The organism is Ruegeria sp. O11, assembly GCF_056535285.1.
Window position 1 is genome coordinate 298809 of record NZ_JBQERS010000002.1, and the last position, 14551, is coordinate 313359.

20 protein-coding genes are annotated in these 14551 nt (G+C 58.2%); 4 read left to right on the plus strand and 16 right to left on the minus strand.

The genetic code is table 11. The features are described 5' to 3' along the window. The first annotated feature begins 81 nt into the window (after positions 1 to 81). Both ACRZ91_RS07785 and ACRZ91_RS07790 read left to right on the plus strand, forming a co-directional pair. Entirely contained in the window at positions 82 to 1668 is a 1587-nt protein-coding gene (locus ACRZ91_RS07785) for an MFS transporter (RefSeq protein ID WP_480903962.1), read from the plus strand. Positions 1669 to 1825: 157 nt separating this feature from the next. Continuing rightward, positions 1826 to 3850 (plus strand): cellulase family glycosylhydrolase, encoded by a 2025-nt coding sequence (locus tag ACRZ91_RS07790; protein ID WP_480903965.1) that lies wholly within the window; start codon positions 1826 to 1828, stop codon positions 3848 to 3850. A gap of 48 nt (positions 3851 to 3898) precedes the next feature. On the opposite strand, the gene rpmE is transcribed toward ACRZ91_RS07790, so the two are convergent. From rpmE to ACRZ91_RS07805, 3 genes are all read right to left on the minus strand, one after another. Further along, a complete protein-coding gene (gene rpmE, locus ACRZ91_RS07795; protein ID WP_170542971.1) occupies positions 3899 to 4120 on the minus strand; it encodes a 50S ribosomal protein L31 in 222 nt (73 codons plus the stop codon). An 11-nt stretch (positions 4121 to 4131) separates the two neighbouring features. Continuing rightward, positions 4132 to 4515: a 50S ribosomal protein L19 gene (gene rplS, locus ACRZ91_RS07800; protein WP_010437578.1), complete on the minus strand. Its 384-nt coding sequence runs from the start codon at positions 4513 to 4515 to the stop codon at positions 4132 to 4134. 162 nt (positions 4516 to 4677) lie between these two features. Further along, on the minus strand, positions 4678 to 4851 hold the full coding sequence (locus tag ACRZ91_RS07805) for a hypothetical protein (protein WP_480903968.1): 174 nt from the start codon (positions 4849 to 4851) through the stop codon (positions 4678 to 4680). Between the two features lie 45 nt (positions 4852 to 4896). Here ACRZ91_RS07805 and ACRZ91_RS07810 point away from each other — a divergent pair, with 45 nt between their 5' ends. After that, positions 4897 to 5697, plus strand: a complete 801-nt coding sequence (locus tag ACRZ91_RS07810) for a glycoside hydrolase family 25 protein (RefSeq protein ID WP_170475741.1) — start codon at positions 4897 to 4899, stop codon at positions 5695 to 5697. Between the two features lie 2 nt (positions 5698 to 5699). Here the strand turns inward: ACRZ91_RS07810 and trmD are convergent, their stop codons facing one another. The 12 genes from trmD to ACRZ91_RS07870 all read right to left on the minus strand — a co-directional run bounded on the left by trmD (position 5700) and on the right by ACRZ91_RS07870 (position 13158). After that, the gene (trmD, locus tag ACRZ91_RS07815; protein WP_480903971.1) at positions 5700 to 6503 is read right to left on the minus strand and encodes a tRNA (guanosine(37)-N1)-methyltransferase TrmD; all 804 of its coding nucleotides are present in this window, start codon (positions 6501 to 6503) and stop codon (positions 5700 to 5702) included. Further along, complete coding sequence (locus ACRZ91_RS07820; RefSeq protein WP_480903974.1) at positions 6500 to 7315, minus strand: hypothetical protein; 816 nt, start codon at positions 7313 to 7315, stop codon at positions 6500 to 6502. The genes trmD and ACRZ91_RS07820 overlap by 4 nt, the downstream gene beginning before the upstream one ends. After that, the gene (gene rimM / locus ACRZ91_RS07825) at positions 7315 to 7818 is read right to left on the minus strand and encodes a ribosome maturation factor RimM (protein ID WP_480903977.1); all 504 of its coding nucleotides are present in this window, start codon (positions 7816 to 7818) and stop codon (positions 7315 to 7317) included. The genes ACRZ91_RS07820 and rimM overlap by 1 nt, the downstream gene beginning before the upstream one ends. Continuing rightward, the gene (locus ACRZ91_RS07830; RefSeq protein WP_010437588.1) at positions 7811 to 7957 is read right to left on the minus strand and encodes a hypothetical protein; all 147 of its coding nucleotides are present in this window, start codon (positions 7955 to 7957) and stop codon (positions 7811 to 7813) included. Before ACRZ91_RS07830 ends, rimM begins: the two co-directional genes overlap by 8 nt. Before the next feature lie 2 nt (positions 7958 to 7959). Continuing rightward, complete coding sequence (bluB, locus tag ACRZ91_RS07835; protein WP_480903981.1) at positions 7960 to 8595, minus strand: 5,6-dimethylbenzimidazole synthase; 636 nt, start codon at positions 8593 to 8595, stop codon at positions 7960 to 7962. A 12-nt stretch (positions 8596 to 8607) separates the two neighbouring features. Beyond that, positions 8608 to 8997, minus strand: coding sequence for a 30S ribosomal protein S16 (rpsP, locus tag ACRZ91_RS07840; protein ID WP_010437590.1), 390 nt, complete (start codon positions 8995 to 8997; stop codon positions 8608 to 8610). Positions 8998 to 9039: 42 nt separating this feature from the next. Then, entirely contained in the window at positions 9040 to 9336 is a 297-nt protein-coding gene (locus ACRZ91_RS07845; RefSeq protein WP_170392662.1) for a chorismate mutase, read from the minus strand. Next, positions 9333 to 9872 carry a GNAT family N-acetyltransferase gene (locus tag ACRZ91_RS07850; protein ID WP_480903984.1) on the minus strand — a complete coding sequence of 180 codons (540 nt, stop codon included), beginning with the start codon at positions 9870 to 9872 and terminating at the stop codon, positions 9333 to 9335. Before ACRZ91_RS07850 ends, ACRZ91_RS07845 begins: the two co-directional genes overlap by 4 nt. Then, on the minus strand, positions 9869 to 10420 hold the full coding sequence (locus ACRZ91_RS07855) for a GNAT family N-acetyltransferase (RefSeq protein ID WP_480875375.1): 552 nt from the start codon (positions 10418 to 10420) through the stop codon (positions 9869 to 9871). Before ACRZ91_RS07855 ends, ACRZ91_RS07850 begins: the two co-directional genes overlap by 4 nt. After that, positions 10417 to 10929, minus strand: coding sequence for a GNAT family N-acetyltransferase (locus ACRZ91_RS07860; RefSeq protein WP_480903987.1), 513 nt, complete (start codon positions 10927 to 10929; stop codon positions 10417 to 10419). Before ACRZ91_RS07860 ends, ACRZ91_RS07855 begins: the two co-directional genes overlap by 4 nt. A 41-nt stretch (positions 10930 to 10970) precedes the next feature. After that, the gene (ffh, locus tag ACRZ91_RS07865) at positions 10971 to 12479 is read right to left on the minus strand and encodes a signal recognition particle protein (protein WP_170475757.1); all 1509 of its coding nucleotides are present in this window, start codon (positions 12477 to 12479) and stop codon (positions 10971 to 10973) included. Between the two features lie 160 nt (positions 12480 to 12639). Then, positions 12640 to 13158, minus strand: a complete 519-nt coding sequence (locus tag ACRZ91_RS07870) for a hypothetical protein (RefSeq protein ID WP_480903990.1) — start codon at positions 13156 to 13158, stop codon at positions 12640 to 12642. A gap of 89 nt (positions 13159 to 13247) precedes the next feature. Here ACRZ91_RS07870 and ACRZ91_RS07875 point away from each other — a divergent pair, with 89 nt between their 5' ends. Continuing rightward, positions 13248 to 13778, plus strand: coding sequence for a prolyl-tRNA synthetase associated domain-containing protein (locus ACRZ91_RS07875; RefSeq protein ID WP_480903993.1), 531 nt, complete (start codon positions 13248 to 13250; stop codon positions 13776 to 13778). Here the strand turns inward: ACRZ91_RS07875 and ACRZ91_RS07880 are convergent, their stop codons facing one another. Further along, on the minus strand, positions 13779 to 14519 hold the full coding sequence (locus ACRZ91_RS07880) for an aspartate/glutamate racemase family protein (RefSeq protein ID WP_480903996.1): 741 nt from the start codon (positions 14517 to 14519) through the stop codon (positions 13779 to 13781). Between the last annotated feature and the right edge of the window lie 32 nt (positions 14520 to 14551).

Sequence of the window (14551 nt, forward strand, 5' to 3'; positions counted from 1 at the left end):
TTAATAATAGGAACAACACAGCGCTAAGCTATGCGCCACGAAGGCCAGCAGGCTATTCCTGAACGAGGGAGGAGTACACAGATGCCAGCAAGCGTCACTGATGACAATTCAGGCTCCGGTGGGGGGCGCCTGGTTCTCATAATGACGGCGCTGTGCATGATGGTGGTTGGGTTCAATTCGACCGCCGTTGCGACGATCCTGCCCAACCTGAAAACCGAATTTGATCTGTCACCATCCAGCCTGCAATGGGTGATGGCAATCTATACGGTGGTGAGCGCCACACTTGTTACCATCGTTAGCCGGCTGGGTGATATTACCGGCAAGGTCGGCGTATTCTTTGCCGGGATGATTGTGTTTGCCCTTGGCTCTGCCCTGGTGCTGTTTTCGCAGGATGCTGCCATGTTGTTGATAGGCCGAGGGGCTCAGGGCGCAGGGGCTGCGGCGTTGTTTGGCACCTCTCTGTCATTGTTGACGGCGGCGACGCCAGAAGATCAGCGGGCCAGCGTAACCGGCGCCTGGGGTGCGATCGTTGGGTTGGCGATCGGTGTGGGTCCGATCTTGGGCGGCGCGTTCGCGCATTACCTCAGTTGGCGGGGCGTGTTTGCCACCGATCTCGCGCTGCTGCTGGTTGCATTTTTGGTTGGGTTACGGGTGAGCAAGGAACATTATGTCCCTGACACGCGGCTTGCTGGTGCGAAGTTTGATCTGGCTGGTGCCGTTGCTTTGGTCCTGCTGCTCGGTCCGCTGTCCTTCGCTCTTAGCAATGGCGAAAGCCAGGGCTGGACCTCCAGTTCGACACTAATCCCACTCTGCGTTTCAGCGATTGCGGTGATTGCGTTGATTATCACCTCGCGCCGAAGCGCAGACCCTCTGATCGAGCTGCGTTATTTCCGTCATCCCCGCTATTTCATGGCAGCGGCGGGGATGTTCATCACCGGCTTCGCGCTGTTTAGCTTCTTTGTCTATTTCAACGTGTTTGTGCAGTCGCCCGATGCATTTGGCTTATCGGCCGTCGGTGCAGGTGTGGCGATCCTGCCGTTGAGCCTCAGCATGTTCGTTGTGTCCGTGATCGCGCCGCGCTTTCTGGCACCCTATAGCTTCCAATGGCCCGTGATACTTGGCATGGGTTTCATGGCGTGTGGTTTTTTGCTGTTGACAATGACTACGAACACGACCGGCATGGGCGGGATCTGGTGGAAGCTGCTGATCATAGGGACCGGGCTTGGCATCGGGTTTTCATTGCTGCCTCGTCTCGGGCTGCGCTTGTTGCCAGAAGAGCACATGGGGCAGGGTTCGGGTGTGGTGAACGCGTTCCTCTATTTTGGTGCGACCCTTGGTGCCGTGGTCGGTGGGCTGGCCGAGGCGATCACCACCCGTAGGGGACTGTCCGAAGTGATCGCCGCATTACCCGCTGGATCAGAGCAACGGGCCGATCTGGCTCATGCGTTGACCCATGGTACAGCCAGTCAGGTACAGCAGCTTATCGCTGGGCTTGATCCGGATACTGGCGCAACACTGGCACGTGCTCTGCGTGATCTTCAGGATGATGCTTTTGACAGTGTGATGCTGATCGCTGCCGGTGTCGCACTGGTTGGGATGCTGCTGGCATTGCTGCTGCTCAGAGGGCCCGTTCCGCCTGTGCATAGCGCGGTAAACCTGACCCGATAGCGCACGGTTTCAAGTGCGATTCTGGGTTTGGGGCTTGCTTCATGCTCTGAGTTGAGCATAGCGAAAACACAACTGGTACCCCGGAAGCACAACTTTTGTGAATAGCGGCTACCGGAACTGAGGTTATGATGTGGATGTATTGGTATTGGAAAAGTTAATGAGTCTATTTGGTATCACGAAACGGTTTCTGTATGTCCTCTTATCACTGTGTACCTTGCCCGTATGCACTTTGGCACAAGAATCCTCGGCTTCGGACAAATGGCCAATAGATAGGGTGCTGTCCTATGCACCGACTCCTGACCTGAGTTGGCTCAATCATAAACCTGCCGGGTTTCACGGAAAAATTCTAGCGCAAGACGGTGCATTGGTGTTTGAGGATGGGACGCCAGTCCGTTTTTGGGGCGTTAATCTACAGGCATATGCGTTATTTCACACCAACCTGAATTCAGTCGAACTGCATGCCCAAAGGATGGCGCGGTTGGGGATTAACCTTGTCAGAATTCACCACCACGATTCTCATTGGGTGGGTCCTAACGTCTTCGGATCAGATCCCTCTGATACGCTTAACCTCGACCCAGCGTCGATGCAAAGGCTTGACGCTTGGATTGCAGCGCTCAAGAGGCAAGGAATTTACGTATGGCTTGATCTCCATGTAGGTCGAAGGTTTACGCAGCAGGACGGAATTTCCGGGTTCGATGAGATTGCTGGGGATGACGATATTGCCGATGTCAGAGGCTTTAACTACATCTCGCCCAGTATTGAGGCGCGAATGATCGAATTCCAGAACGCCTATTTGGGCCACGAAAATTCTTTGACGGGTCTTACGTATGCCGAGGACCCGGCAGTTGTCGCCGTGATGTTGACGAACGAAAACGACCTTACGCATCACTTCGGCAATGCTCTCCTCCCGAACAAGAATGTACCTATGCATAGTGAACTATTCATGGCTATGGCAGATGAATTTGCGCGCGGCAACGGGCTTGATCCCGATGAAACCTGGCGGACATGGGAGCACGGCGACTCAAAGATTTTTCTGAACGATCTTGAACGCCGTTTTAACGAACAACTGATCCCCGCTGTTCGCGACACTGGATTTGAAGGTCTGATCTCGACAACGAGCCTTTGGGGCGGGATGACAATCGCGGGTCTGCCATCGCTGACCGTTGGGTCCATAATCGACGCGCATAGTTATGGAGCAGTTGGTGAAATCGGTTTTGACCCGCGCCAACAGAGTGGTTTTTTGGAATGGATCGCGATCGCGCAGGTCGAAGGTATGCCGCTTAGCGTTTCAGAGTGGAACATTGGGGAGTTTCCCGCAGAAGATAGGTTCATCACACCGCTCCGTGTGGCGACAAGTGCGGCGCATCAAGGCTGGGATGCCATGATGATCTATGGCTACTCACAGCAATCTCTGAACCGACCTACATCGCCAACCAATTGGACTATGGCCGAAGATCCCGGGATGATATGGATGATGCCCGCCGCAGCCCTTCTGTTCCGGGAAGGCCATGTCAAGCAAGCCGAGAATACGTACGCGATTTGCTTGGATGAGGACACGTTCTTTGGCCGTCCGGTGTCTCCGGAAACATCAGTTGCCATACGGACAGTGTTTGAACAAAGCAGGGTGGTAACATGTATGCCCGAGACTCGTGCATTGCCGTGGCTCGCGGCGACCAAATTTAACCGCGACGAATACGGCCCGCTTGATCTTGACAGATCATATCTGGCAGAGGATGCCACCGTTGTTGCCGCAGATACGGGCGAGTTTCAGCGCGACTTTGGCAATGCCCGGTTCACGGTGGACACGGGAAAGAGTCAGATTGCGGCAGGCTTTTTCCATGACGAGGTAATTACGACCAGAAATGTTGTATTCGACATCACGACACCCGTGGCGGCGGTGGCAGTTCAAAGTCTGGATGGCAATGACATTGCACAATCGCGTCAGATTTTGATTTCGATTTCAGGGCGAAGTGTTCCTGTCGAACCTCAATCAGCTGCCTTCCGGGTCGAACCGGTTACGGGCATTTTGCAGATTACCGCCTCCGCTGACCTCAAACTGAGGTCCGTTGATCCGGGCCGGGCCCTTCCTCCAATGGCGCATCAATATGAAAATGGCAGGCACATAGTTGACCTGACAGAACTTAATGGTGCGCGCTGGCTTTATCTTGATCTGTTGCAATAAAAAAAGACCGCCCCAAGGGACGGTCTTTTGAATTCGAGCGGTTTGGGATTAGAAGCCCAGACCTTCGTATTTCTTTTTGAACTTCGACACGCGGCCGCCAGCGTCCATCAAGCGCGACGAACCACCAGTCCATGCGGGGTGCACGGAGGGGTCGATTTCCAAGGCCAGCTGGTCGCCTTCGGCACCCCAGGTGGATTTCATCTGAACCACGGTGCCATCGGTCATTTTGACGTCGATGAGGTGATAATCGGGATGGATGTCTTTTTTCATCTTTCCGCTCCTTACGCCTCGGCGCCAGCCTTGGGCTTGTAGTTGGTGACCTCTGCGATACGCGCGGATTTACCACGGCGCGAGCGCAGGTAGTACAGTTTGGCGCGACGAACGCGGCCACGGCGGACAACGGTGATGCTGTCGATGTTGGTCGAATGCAGCGGGAACACACGTTCCACACCTTCGCCAAACGAGATTTTGCGAACGGTGAACGAACCGGCGATGCCGTTGCCACCTTTACGTGCGATGCAGACGCCTTCGTAGTTCTGCACACGGGTACGTGACCCTTCGGTCACTTTAAAGCCGACACGAATGGTGTCACCGGCTTTGAAATCGGGGATGTCTTTCCCCAGGGCGGCAATCTGTTCCGCCTCAAGCTGTGCGATTAGGTCCATCGCAGTTACTCCTATCTGCTCGTGGTTGGTCCACGAAGTTTGGGCACGGGCTGAGAGCTCTTGGTCTTCACCGGGTCCTGCGTACAGCCCGCCAGAGGTCAGATCGAATGTTCCTTTTGGTCCGGTCCGCCCTGTCGCGCCGGGGCTGAAGAAAGCCGGGCGTCACGTCAGGATGCAAACCAAAACACCGGAGTCGCGTAATGCGGCACCGGATTGCGCTGCTTTAAGGGCTTTGTGTGCAGGGATCAAGCCTAAACTGGCACGATTCACTGCGGATGACGGTGTGTTTTCGCCATCGGTCAAATACATCGTTGCCTTGGCGGCCAGATCAGGCATTCTGGGTTCAATTATCAGAGCAGAAATTTGATACAGGACCAAAAGATGCGCAAAGCACTCCTGCTGGCCGTCATAGCGCTTGCACTCTTCTCATGTGGCCGCCGCGGCCCCCAGCCTCAGGCGGTTGAACCGCAGGCCTTTGCGGACACGACCCCGCCTTCGATCATCTATCCCGCGTTTGGTGACGCCGACCCGCATGAATGGGAGGGTCGCCACCCCGGCCATTACCCGGTGCACGGGCTTGATGTATCGCGCTGGCAGGGGCCGATTGACTGGCGCACCGCCCAGAAATCCGGTGTCAGTTTCGCGTTCATCAAGGCCACCGAGGGTGGGGATTTCTCCGATCCGATGTTTGAAGAACATCGGCGCGGTGCACAGGCTGCTGGTGTGCCTTGGGGTGCCTACCACTATTACTATTTCTGCCGCCCAGCTCATGAGCAGGCCCGTTGGTTCATCCAAAACGTGCCCAAAGGGGCCGATCTGCCGCATGTGCTGGACATGGAATGGACGCCGCATTCCAAAACCTGCACCCTGCGCCCCGATGGGCGAACCGTCCGGGCCGAGGCAAAAAAATTCCTGGATATTCTGGAACGCCATTATGGGCGCCGCCCGATTGTCTATACAACGGTCGACTTTTACCGCGACACCGACATTGGCCGGCTGCCCAAGACCGAGTTCTGGCTGCGTTCGGTCGCCGGACATCCTCGCAATGTTTATCCAAGCGCGATCTGGCGGTTCTGGCAGTATACCGGCACAGGTCTGGTGCCGGGGGTTCAGGGCAAGGTCGACATCAACACCTTTAATGGTACGCCTGAGACTTGGGCGCTCTGGAAAGCGACCCGCTAGCCTTAGTCGTTGTCCTTGGATTTCTGATATGCATCCCAAAGATCGGGCCGCCGTTCGCGGGTGATCTCTTCCGACATCTCATGACGCCAGTCCGCGATGCGACCGTGGTGGCCCGACATCAGAATGTCCGGGATCGGACGGCCTTTCCAGTCTGCGGGGCGGGTGTATTGCGGATGCTCCAGCAGGCCGGAGGAGAAGCTTTCTTCCTCAGCCGAAGCCTGATTACCCAGAACGCCAGGGATCAGCCTCACCGTAGCGTCGATCAGGGCTTGCGCCGCGATCTCGCCTCCGGTCATGACGAAATCGCCCAAGGAAACTTCTTGCACGCCGTAATGCTCAAGCACCCGCTCATCGACGCCCTCGAACCGACCACAAAGCAAGGTCATGCCATCGCAGCGCGCCAGACTCTGCATCATCTGCTGGTCCATCCGTCGCCCGCGTGGGCTTAGGTAGATCAGTGGCCAGTTGCCCCGGATGCCTGCCATCGTGTGCTCGATGGCCTCTCCCAGCACATCGGCACGCAGGACCATGCCCGCACCGCCACCTGCAGGGGTGTCATCCACATTGCGATGCTTGCCAACCCCGAACTGGCGCAGATCGACGGTTTCCAATTGCCACAGCCCTTCCTGCAGAGCCTTGCCGGTCAGGCTTTCGCCCAGCACTCCGGGAAAGGCCGAAGGGAAAAGGGTGATGATCTTGGCCTTCCACACCCCATGCAGATCGGGCGTCGGCGTCATCAACTCGCGCGGCTTCAGCGTCGGGCGGATGGCTTTGCGGCCATGGGACTTTCCAGGTTTTTCTGTCATCTTAAGCCGATCAGGTCATTTTGGACGCGTTGAACCAGAGCCGCTTTTTGGTCGATCAGCGCCGCGTCGTCCAGAGCCGAGCGGTTCATCTCTAACATCTGCTGCAGGATATCTTCGGGCAGTCGTGGGTTGGATCGGGTCGGGCCGACCAATTCGGCGGCCTTGTCCTTGGGTAGGTCCAGGAATTCGGCAAAGGTATTTCCGGGTCCATAGCGCAGGCCCTGCAGGTCTTCCAGCCATTCGGTTCGGACTGACACTGAGGGCAGGCGATCCCGCACCGCCTCTGCCGCGATCTGGGGTGAGGGCACGGGTTCAAGCCGCGCGCGGTAGGTTTCAAAATCCTGGATCAGGCGCGAGCGCTGCAGATCATGCGCCCACAGGCTGCGCAGCCAGCTTCCACGCTGCCGCAGTGAGTAGTAGAGCGTGATATGCACATCTTTGCCAGCGAACCGGTCTCGGATCAGGCCAACCAGACAAGAGGCAAGCTCGGGCGCGGCTTCATATCCCACCGCTACATTGCGGCTGGGGCGCAGGCCCGAAAAGTTTTCTTCGCTCAAGACCAGCCCGCGTTTCTGGCCGAATTCCAGCGAATTCAGAAAGTGCCGCATCTGATCCTTGAAATCACTCATCGCGCCGGGTGTGCCATAGACCGAATAGCGCGTAGCGGCCTCGGACAGGCCGGTTTTCCGGGTTCTGTAGGGCAGAACCAGCGCATGGTGCGGCCAGATCAATGAGCGGTTTTCGAACAGAAAGGACTGTACCGCCGTCGTCCCGGTCTTGTGAAGACCCAGATGCAGCAGCACACGGCGCATTACAGCAGGCCCTCGGGCGGATCAGCAACGATGCGGCCTTTGTCCAGATCAACTGTAGGTACCGACTCCAGCGTGAAGGGCAGCAGCACGGTGGCTTTCAGACCAGGACCGTGCAGTTCCAACAGGTCCGCCGCGCCGTGGTTCTGAACTGACTTCACCCGGCCCAACAAGGTGCCGCCGGTGTCATAGACCTCAAGCCCGATCAGATCGGTGTGGTAGAACTCATCATCCGGCAGCGACGGCAATTGATCGCGTCGCGCATAGAGGCGCAGACCGTTCAGCGCATCCGCCTCTTCTTTGGACTCAATCCCACCCAGCCGTGCGGCGAAACCATTCTTGATTGCGCGGGTCAGGACCACCGGATAGCGCTCCTTTCCAGCCTCATCGGTCAGCGGCGAATAGCCCTCGATATCCTCAGGGACGGCGCAGAAGCTTTTCAGCCGCACCTCCCCGCGCACCCCATACGAGCCCGCGATACTGCCCACGCAAATCAGATCACTCATTTTGACCATCCGTCACACATAGCCCGTCCCGCCATTGCCCGATCACCTCGCACGCCTCGCGCTGGTTCGAGCGTTCGAAGAATACGCCCACAATAAAGGCGATCGCCAGCAGTATGGGAAGCCGTAACAATCCGAACATGCCTAGCGCACCTCGATGGGCAAAGTGTCATTGCGGTTTTCCCAGCCGACCTGTTCCAATTCAGGCGTATCCGAAACGCATTCGGGTCGGCCAACACAGAAATAACCGATCAGCCGCCAGTCCGCGGGCACATCCAGATCGCGTGCCATCTGGTCCGGATCTAGGATCGAGACCCAGCCTAGACCCAACCCTTCTGCCCGCAAGGCAAGCCAGAACAAGGTGATGGCAGAGACCACAGAATAGCGCCGCATCTCGGGCATAGTACCCGCGCCCAGACCTTGGCCTTTGTCGGTGGCATCGTCGCAAAACACGGCCAGCTGCACCGGGGCTTCTTTCATCCCGGTCAGTTTCAACTGGCTATACAGCTGCGCCTTTTCGCCGGAATATCCGGTCAGCGCCTGTTCGTTTGCGGTTTGGAAATTCTTCAGCGCCGCGTCACGCGCCGCCTGAGTTTCGACGCGGATCACACGCCAGGGTTCGCTCAGCCCCACTGAAGGGGCCAGTCGAAACGCGTCGAGGCAGCGCATTAGCACTGCCTCGTCTACCGCGTCCATGCGGAACCGGCGCACATCGCGCCGGAGCCGCATCAACAGATCGAACTGCGTGCGAAAATCGTCGGTAAAAGCCTGATCCCGCACGCGCCCGCCTGCTTATTCTTCTGCCGCAGCTTCTTCAGCCGGTGCAGCAGCAGCTTCAGCCGCCTCAGCAGCTTTGGCCGCTTTTTCTTCTGCGCGTTCCTGAGCTTTCTTGCCCGGAGTACCCTTGTTGGGGTTGTTGCGCTCGGCCTTGTCGCGTGCGCCAGCAGCTTCCAGCATGCGTGCGATACGGTCGGTGGGCTGTGCGCCCTGATCCAGCCAGTACTGGATGCGCTCCATGTTCATTTTCACGCGCTCTTCGCTGTCTTTCGGCAGCAGCGGGTTGTAGGTGCCCAGTTTCTCGATGAAACGGCCATCGCGCGGCATACGGCTGTCAGCCGCAACAATGCGATAGAAGGGACGCTTTTTCGAGCCGCCGCGGGCGAGACGAATTTTCATTGCCATGGTGGTATCTCCTTTGAATGGCGTATCCGGCGTAGGTACCGGTTAGTTCTGATGTTTCTTATGGTGTCGGATGACTTCCTGAATGATGAAATTCAGGAAAGCCTTGGCGAAATCGGGGTCCAGATCGGCCTCTTTCGCCAGGTCTTCTAACCGTGCGATCTGCGCAGCCTCGCGCGAAGGATCGGACGGGGGAAGGTCGTGTGCGGCCTTGAGCTTGCCAACAGCCTGCGTGTGCTTGAACCGCTCGCCCAGCGTATAGACAAGGATCGCATCCAACCGGTCGATGCTTTCGCGGTGATCCTTCAACAGCGCGGCAGCTTGTGTCACGGGGTTGTTCATTGGCCGGTCCTCTCGGTGGTCAAATCAATCTGCGGATGGCGCCAGATCTGAGCATGCTTGCCCAGTAGCTCGGCCCTTTCAATCTCCAGCGTTGCGCCTAGCCGTTCGGCCAAAGCGCGCGAGCGGTCATTGGCATGAGCGATGTATGAAATCACACCGTTCAGGCCTTGATGCCGCGCCGCAAAGTCGCGCGCAGCTTGGGCTGCCTCAAAACCAAGTCCCTTGCCTTCGGCCTCAGCCATCAGCGTCCAACCTAGTTCAGGTTCGGCCCAACCGGGGACGTAGATCATGCCGGCCCAGCCGACAAATGCGCTGCTGGCCTTTTCGGTCAGGTGCCACAGGCCATAACCACGCAGCGCCCAATGGCCCAACCGGTTCGACAGAGAGCTCCAGCTTTCCAGCGCGTCCTTGGGGCCGCCGACCATATGGCTGCGCTCGGTCGCGAAGAATTTGGTCATCGCGGGCAGATCGTCCAGGTGCGGCGCGCGCAGGATCAGTCGTTCGGTCTCGACGGTGGGGATGGTAAACGTGGTCATGCGTATGCCTCCACGCCGCCATTGACCAGATCACCTGGCGAAGGATGCCGCCAGATTTCCGAAGTGCCATATTTAGGGTGCTCATAGTGATATTCGAACTGAGCACCCATCCGCTTGGCCACGGCCTTGCTGGCGGTATTGTCCAGATCGATCAGAGAGATCGAGGTCGCCCACCCCAGAACATCATAGGCATAGGATCGAGCAGTCAAAGCGGCCTCGGTCGCATATCCTTTGCCGGTGGCGTGGTTCAGCAGGGTCCAGCCGACCTCGGGCTCGGGCCAGCCTTCGGGGAACCACAGTCCGATACGGCCAACATAGGTACCGGTGTCTTTTTCATCGACGCTCCAATAGCCATAGCCGCGCACGGCCCAATGGCCCAGAAGCGAGGCGAACACCCGCCACACTTCATCCCGGCGCAACGGTCCGCCGACGAACCGCGCGGCGTCGGTGGCAAAGAACGCCGTATCCGCGTCCAGGTCAGCCTCGGACGGTGCGCGCATGATCAGGCGTTCGGTTTCGAGCGTCGGGATCGGCAGAGCGAATTTCATGCCTCCACCTCGCCGTGCCGCCAGACATGTTGTGTTGGACCAATGGCGCTTTCGGCAACGGCGTCGCGAGTCGCACCCAGACGCTGCGCCAATGCGTTCGAACGTGTGTTGGACTGCGAAACATAGCTTACGAACCGGCCGGTCCCCAGCAGATCGAAGCCAAAATCGCGAACAGCGCTGCACGCTTCAGTCGCGTAACCTTGCATGCGGAACTTGCTTCCGAACATATAGCCAAGCTCGGGCTCGTGGTCGTCCCATTCGAGGCCCAGAATGACGAAGCCAATGACCTGATCGTCGTCCTTTAGCGAGACCGTGAACAGGCCATGCCCATGCAAAAGCCAGCCCGATGTGTAGTAGGAAAACTCAGTCCAGGCGTCCTGTTCGCTATCGCCAAAGCTGTCCTTGCAGATCGACGTCCATACCGGCAGGTCGTCCAGAATAGGCGCGCGCAGAACCAGCCGCCGGGTCTGAATGACCGGCAGGGCTGCGCGATATTGCGCTGCTGCCATCGCCGCCTTTCCGGACGGGGGCTGGGTGCAGCGTGCTGACGTCACTTTTTCTTACCAAAACCACTTAGCCCCGGGGGCAGACCCATGCCGCCACCCAGTCCGGGCAGACCGCCGGGCATTTTGCCGCCCATTGCCTTGGCGGCCTGTTCCAGCGCCTTGGGGTCCATACCTGCAGCCATTTCCTCTGGCGAGGGACCACCTTTGCCGAACATGCCTTTCATGGCCTGTTTTAGCATCTTGCCTTTGCCCATCTTGCCCATTTTCTTCATCATGTCCGACATCTGCCGGTGCATCTTGAGCAGTTTGTTGAGGTCGCTGACTTCCATCCCCGAACCCGCCGCGATGCGTTTCTTGCGGCTTGCCTGCAGCAGTTGCGGGTTCGCGCGTTCGCGTTTGGTCATGGATTGGATCATGGCGATCTGCTGGCGCAGGATCTTGTCATCCAGACCGGCCTGATCCATCTGCTTCGCCATTTTGCCCATGCCCGGCATCATGCCCATCATGCCCTGCATGCCGCCCATCTGGATCATCTGTTCAAGCTGCATTTTCAGGTCGTTCATGTTGAACTGACCTTTGACCATGCGCTTCATCATGCGCTCGGTCTGTTCCATCTCCATCGTTTCCTGGGCTTTTTCGACCAGAGCAACGATGTCGCCCATGCCCAGAATACGACCGGCGATCCGGTCCGGCTCGAAGGTTTCGAGCGCGTCCATCTTCTCGCCCAGACCAACAAAGCGAATGGGCTTGCCGGTGACCGCGCGCATAGACAGCGCCGCACCGCCGCGCCCATCGCCGTCCATCCGGGTCAAGACCACGCCTGAGATGCCGACCTTGGCGTCGAACTCCTCGGCTACCTCAACGGCGACCTGACCGGTCAGACCGTCAACCACCAGCAGGGTCTCGCGCGGGTCAACCGCGTTGCGGACCTGCTCGACCTCGTCCATCAGGACTTCGTCGATATGCAGACGGCCCGCGGTGTCGAGCATGTAGACGTCATAGCCGCCCAGCGTTGCCTGCTGTTTGGCGCGCTTGGCGATGTCGACCGGTTTCTGGCCAGGTACGATCGGCAGCGTATCGACGCCGACCTGCGTGCCCAGAACGGCCAACTGATCCATTGCCGCCGGGCGATAGACATCGAGCGAGGCCATCAGGACCTTCTTGCCCTCTTTCTCTTTCAGGCGTTTCGCCAGCTTACCGGTGGTGGTCGTCTTACCCGAACCCTGCAGACCGACCATCAGAATCGGGGCAGGCGGGTTGTCGATCTTCAGCGCGCCGGGGTCTTCTTCGCCACGCAGAGTGTCGACCAGAGCGTCGTGCACGATCTTGACGACCTGCTGGCCGGGGGTGATCGACTTGGTGACTGCCTGACCGGTCGCTTGCTCCTGTACTTTCTTGACAAATTCGCGGGCCACCGGCAGCGAAACGTCGGCCTCAAGCAGGGCAACGCGGACTTCGCGCAGGGCGGTTTTGACGTCTTCTTCGGACAGAGCGCCTTGTTTTGTCAGCCGGTCAAAGACGCCAGAGAGGCGTTCGGATAGATTTTCAAACATGCCTTCGGCCTCCTTAGCCGGTTATCTGGTGGCGTGCCCTAGATAGGACGCGTCGGTTAAATGCACAAACGCCCCCACGGGCGAAACTCGCTGGTGGGGGGCGATCCCTGAACGACTCAAGGGACCGGAAGATCAAACGCTTCCGGATGTTGGCGGCGATTTAGGCCGATTGGCTGGCAGAGTCAACCTTGCGTGCTGGAAGCCAGTCATTGACCGCATCCACCAACCGATGCGCACCGCGCCCGCTGGAATAGGCCTCAACAATGAGATGGCGTCCGGCGCTCATGCCTTCATCCAGTATCAGGACAGGGCGATAAAGGGTCGAGGTGCCATTGTCGCTACGTGAGGTCGTGCTTTCGGTTTCCGCGTGCGAAAGGTTTGAAAGAACGTGCTCCACTTGTTCGTACCCAAAGACCGACTGCCTGCGAATAGTGATGCTGTTCTTATCGCAGTCCAGAATGACCTGCACACGCCGGACGAAAGCGCAGAAGGCGCCAAACCCCAGCCCCCCGCCGAATAGTGCGAAGAAAATGCCGAACAAGATACCCTCGCCACCTTCACTGGCCATGAAGACGCCCGCGCCGACAAATGCCAGAATGAATAAAATCAGCGTGATGCCGATGAACCATGGCGTATTCGACAGGATCAGTTGGTTCTGAGTGTTGCGCGTGACTTTCATGGCGGCACGCTAGCACCGAAAACAGCGCCTGTCGTGTCTTGAATTTATCCGTCTGTTGAGCGATGAGCGCGCTATACGAGGAGGTTCCCATGGACGCATCATCCGGATTTCAGGATACATTACCGCTTAGCTCGGATGCGCTTTTGGCGCAGCTAGATGAGTGGGGGCTGTCCTATCGGTTGCATACTCATATCCCACTGCGCACGGTCGAGGACGCCAAAGGGGTCGAGGGCCAGTTCATAGTGCCGGGCGAAAACACGCTGCGGCTTAAGAACCTGTATCTGCGCGACAAGAAAAAGCGGAACTATCTGGTGACGCTGGAACAGAGCCGCGAGATCGACCTTAAGGCGCTGGGCGCGGAGTTGGGGATTGGCAACTTATCCTTCGGCTCGGCGGATCGGCTGTTTCAGAACCTCGGCATTCGCCCTGGCGCGGTCAGCCCGCTGGCGATGATCAACGGGGTTGAGAACAACGTTAAGTTTTTTATGGACGCCGCCGCGCAGCATGCCGACGTCATCAACATGCACCCTTTGGTCAACGACCGAACCGTTGTTTTGTCGCGCGAAGACCTGATGGCGTTCTTTGATAAGATCGGATGCGAGGTGACCTGGCTGCCTTGATCACCCCTCAAGCGCTTCTTTCAAAGCGGCAGCGACATGGGCGGCAGACGGGTTGATGAACAAGTGGCCACCCGCCTCGAACACCGGATCGTCCAGATGGTCGGGGAACGCCAGAGGCAACTCAGTGCAGGCCAACAAAATCGCAGTTCCAGGCGCGGCATGCTTGTTGCAGAACGCCAGCAGGCGCGCATGTGCGGTGTCAGATGCGCCACCGTAGAAATCACTGTCGATCATCGCCTGCATCTCGGCAATCTCGGGCTCGGGCAGGCGGGCGTTTGCGGTGATGTTTTCGGCGGCCAGTCGGTCGGCGTAGTTACGGGCTTGCATGGTGACTGTCGTGCCAAGGACCAAAGCTTTGGTCGCTCCGGTCGAGGCGGTCGCGTCGGCAGTTGCGTCAAAAATGCTGAGAATGGGCATCGAGACACCCTCGCGGATCGCATGAAGACGCGCATGGGGAGTATTTGAGGCGATGATGCCGAAATCACAGCCTGCGTTTTGCAACGTCAGCAGGGCCTCACGGAACACCGCGTCGAAGGCGGACCAGCTTTCCTCATCACCGGCCACGCCGCGCAAGGCGCGGGTTTTGGCTTGGGTGACGGATTCGATGGTCATGGGTGGGATGGGCAGCGGCGATCCGTGGCCGCGTTCAGCGAAATATCGACCCGCGCCTTCAGCAATCGCTCGGTAGTAGTCGACGGTTGAGGCCCAGCCAACACCGCCCAATATTCCAATCTTCTTCATGTGAAACGCCCAGTCTGCTGAATTGCCTCGGC

Excerpts from the sequence above, each read along its gene's own strand:
- ACRZ91_RS07880 (WP_480903996.1), bottom strand. The coding sequence starts at position 14,519 with ATGAAGAAGATTGGAATATTGGGCGGTGTTGGCTGGGCCTCAACCGTC.
- ACRZ91_RS07875 (WP_480903993.1), top strand. The coding sequence starts at position 13,248 with ATGGACGCATCATCCGGATTTCAGGATACATTACCGCTTAGCTCGGAT.
- ACRZ91_RS07860 (WP_480903987.1), bottom strand. The coding sequence starts at position 10,929 with ATGGCAGCAGCGCAATATCGCGCAGCCCTGCCGGTCATTCAGACCCGG.
- rimM (WP_480903977.1), bottom strand. The coding sequence starts at position 7,818 with ATGAGTGATCTGATTTGCGTGGGCAGTATCGCGGGCTCGTATGGGGTG.
- rpsP (WP_010437590.1), bottom strand. The coding sequence starts at position 8,997 with ATGGCAATGAAAATTCGTCTCGCCCGCGGCGGCTCGAAAAAGCGTCCC.
- ACRZ91_RS07830 (WP_010437588.1), bottom strand. The coding sequence starts at position 7,957 with ATGTTCGGATTGTTACGGCTTCCCATACTGCTGGCGATCGCCTTTATT.
- ACRZ91_RS07810 (WP_170475741.1), top strand. The coding sequence starts at position 4,897 with ATGCGCAAAGCACTCCTGCTGGCCGTCATAGCGCTTGCACTCTTCTCA.
- ACRZ91_RS07785 (WP_480903962.1), top strand. The coding sequence starts at position 82 with ATGCCAGCAAGCGTCACTGATGACAATTCAGGCTCCGGTGGGGGGCGC.
- ACRZ91_RS07850 (WP_480903984.1), bottom strand. The coding sequence starts at position 9,872 with ATGACCACGTTTACCATCCCCACCGTCGAGACCGAACGACTGATCCTG.
- ACRZ91_RS07870 (WP_480903990.1), bottom strand. The coding sequence starts at position 13,158 with ATGAAAGTCACGCGCAACACTCAGAACCAACTGATCCTGTCGAATACG.
- ACRZ91_RS07820 (WP_480903974.1), bottom strand. The coding sequence starts at position 7,315 with ATGCGCCGTGTGCTGCTGCATCTGGGTCTTCACAAGACCGGGACGACG.
- ACRZ91_RS07805 (WP_480903968.1), bottom strand. The coding sequence starts at position 4,851 with ATGCCTGATCTGGCCGCCAAGGCAACGATGTATTTGACCGATGGCGAA.
- trmD (WP_480903971.1), bottom strand. The coding sequence starts at position 6,503 with ATGACAGAAAAACCTGGAAAGTCCCATGGCCGCAAAGCCATCCGCCCG.
- ACRZ91_RS07845 (WP_170392662.1), bottom strand. The coding sequence starts at position 9,336 with ATGAACAACCCCGTGACACAAGCTGCCGCGCTGTTGAAGGATCACCGC.
- ACRZ91_RS07790 (WP_480903965.1), top strand. The coding sequence starts at position 1,826 with ATGAGTCTATTTGGTATCACGAAACGGTTTCTGTATGTCCTCTTATCA.
- rpmE (WP_170542971.1), bottom strand. The coding sequence starts at position 4,120 with ATGAAAAAAGACATCCATCCCGATTATCACCTCATCGACGTCAAAATG.
- rplS (WP_010437578.1), bottom strand. The coding sequence starts at position 4,515 with ATGGACCTAATCGCACAGCTTGAGGCGGAACAGATTGCCGCCCTGGGG.
- ACRZ91_RS07855 (WP_480875375.1), bottom strand. The coding sequence starts at position 10,420 with ATGAAATTCGCTCTGCCGATCCCGACGCTCGAAACCGAACGCCTGATC.
- ffh (WP_170475757.1), bottom strand. The coding sequence starts at position 12,479 with ATGTTTGAAAATCTATCCGAACGCCTCTCTGGCGTCTTTGACCGGCTG.